This window comes from uncultured Campylobacter sp. (genome assembly GCF_938041645.1).
GTDB lineage: Bacteria > Campylobacterota > Campylobacteria > Campylobacterales > Campylobacteraceae > Campylobacter_B.
The window spans coordinates 1-2,404 of sequence record NZ_CALIST010000035.1 but is presented as its reverse complement, the minus strand read 5'-3'; the positions used below and the strand labels follow the sequence as shown (position 1 = coordinate 2,404).

At 48.4% G+C, this 2,404-nt stretch carries 2 protein-coding genes; one reads left to right on the top strand and one right to left on the bottom strand.

Features of this window, described 5'->3' with window-relative positions:
* The first annotated feature begins 67 nt into the window (after positions 1-67).
* The gene (locus tag Q0600_RS05580) at positions 68-460 is read left to right on the top strand and encodes an EexN family lipoprotein (protein WP_298757884.1); all 393 of its coding nucleotides are present in this window, start codon (positions 68-70) and stop codon (positions 458-460) included.
* Between the two features lie 866 nt (positions 461-1,326).
* Here the strand turns inward: Q0600_RS05580 and murI are convergent.
* On the bottom strand, positions 1,327-2,262 hold the full coding sequence (gene murI / locus Q0600_RS05575; RefSeq protein ID WP_298757882.1) for a glutamate racemase: 936 nt from the start codon (positions 2,260-2,262) through the stop codon (positions 1,327-1,329).
* Between the last annotated feature and the right edge of the window lie 142 nt (positions 2,263-2,404).

Sequence of the window (2,404 nt, the reverse complement as noted above, 5' to 3'; positions counted from 1 at the left end):
TGCAATTCAAAATTTTTAAAGTAAACGGATAGTAAAATACCGATAAATTTCAAACAAGGAGAATGAAATGAAAAACACTAAAACGCTTCTAGGTGCACTTACATTGGCTGTTTTATTAGTAGGTTGCGGCGATGATACCGAGGTAAAGACCAAGGAATATTATGACGCGCATCTAGACGAAGCCAAAGAGGTTTTAGCAAAGTGTGATTTCAATACTTTAAAAGACGGAAGCAACTCTTATAAAAATTGCGTGAATGCCAAAACTGTCGTAGAGGAAAAGAGTATGGCGTATTCGGTTGAGTATTATAAGAGCCATTTAGACGAAGCCAAGGCTATCATAGAAAAATATAAAGAGAAAGTTCCGGCCGATGAAAATAGTGTCGAAGCTGTTAATTTAAGGCATGCTCACGACGCTGTTTTCTTGAGCAGATTCAAGAATCGTCTGGTAATACCAGATTAAAGAATATAAAAAATAGCCAGGAAATAATTTTAATGCTGAACCCTCCTTTCTTACGTTCTTAATGTATTCTAAATTTACCCCGCGCTTTCGGTGGGGTAAATTTACTCTGGGCGGCGCTTAATTTTGCGGCATAAATCTCGCCCGCGAAACGACATGGCGCGAAATTCTACTTTACGGATTTTGGAATTTCAAATTTAGCCTGCGAGCTTTTGGCTAGCGTAGAAAAGACTTATGGGCTGCGCGGCGCCTTAAAATTTAATCATTTTAAAATTTACGCCGCGTAGCTAGTCTAAATTTCTCTCGGCGGTGGTTTGCGCGGCGCACTAAATTTTAACTTCGCGCACGCCCTTTATCTACGTCCTAGTCTAAATTTAAAATTTCAAATTTGCGGCGACAGCTCGTGCGGCGCGAGGAATTCCTTACATACAGCAATCTTGACTTGCGGACTTGCGCTATTAAATTTAAAGAAGCGACGGCGCCTTTTTCGCGCTATGCTGCTTCAAGTCGTACGGCGGCGTTGCGCGTTAAATCTTAAATTTACGTGCCGGGCGGCGGAAGGCAGCATTTGCCCCGTAAAATTTTAACTTTCGCGCGCTGGATGACGGCGAAGCACCATTGCTCATATGCCGTCGCGAAGCCGCTTCTAAATCGCCGAGCCGAGTTAAATTTTAGCGCGCCAAAATTTTAATTTGCGCTGCGATTTATAGCGCATCAAAATTTTAACTTGCGCAGAGCGATCCACCACGTATCTAAATTTTAAGTCGCGCAGTGCGATCCGCGATGAACAGGAATTTTAATTTGACGTGATTTATGACGCACTGGAATCCCAACCTGCGCTACGGATCTACGACGCACGGGCGCGTAGCCTAGTCGATTGCTCGCATCGCATCGAGCCGCTTTAAAAACAGGTCCACTTTGCGCAGCTGCGCCGCATCTAGCGCCCTGCCCGAGCAAAAATACTCCACGCTGTTGCCGTTTGGATAATTCACGCGCGAAATGCCCGCTCCTTCGCTTCGCGGCTCAAATTCTAAGGACAAATCCGCGCCGCCTCGAGAATAAAGCTTGAGCTGTGAATTCGTATCAAATTTTACGCCGCCGTCCGCGTCAAATTTAGTCGCCCGCGAGGGCAAATCCTCGCCATGTGCGAGCTTCAGCCCTCCGCCCAGCTCGCTTGCAAGGCGGTTTAGCGTGCCGTCGATACCGTCGATGATACGCACGTGAGGCGGCAAAATTTCGTGCAAAACGTCCTTGAAATAGTTAAAATGCGTGCAACCAAGCACGAGCGAACCGAGGCGCTCAAGCTCAAATTTAGCTAGCTCCTCGCTCAGATACGTCCGAACCGCAGGCGAATCAAACTCCAAATCCTGCGCAAACTCCACGAGGCGGGGCAGCGGCAAGCTCCACGTCTCACACTCCAGCCGCCCCACGAGGCGCGCGAGCTTTTCGCCGGCGATCGTTAGCGGCGTGGCGATGAGCAGCGTCGGGCGCGAGCCGAAGCTGTCCGCGGCGAGCTTGACGGCGGGCTCCATGCCGATGACAGGCACGCTAAATGCGCCGCGAAGCTCCGAGATGGCGGCGCTCGTGGCGGTATTGCAAGCAACGACGACCGCGTCCGCGCCGCGCGAGACCAAAAATCCCACCGCATCAAGGCTCAGGCGCACGATCTCGGCTCTATTTTTCGTGCCGTATGGGACGTGATCCTCGTCGGCAAAATACAAAAACTCCGCTCCGCTAAATCTCCGCAGAGCCTCAACTAGCACGCTTAGTCCGCCGATGCCCGAGTCAAAAAACGCTATTTTCAAATCTTTATCCAAGGTTAAAATTTCAAAAAAGGGATTATAGCTCAATCCAGGTAAAATTTAAATTTTGAGCGGGCTTGGTGGATCTGCGGTCGGAATTCTCGCTACCTTATTAAAATTCGCGATAAATTTAATCAATTTCTTA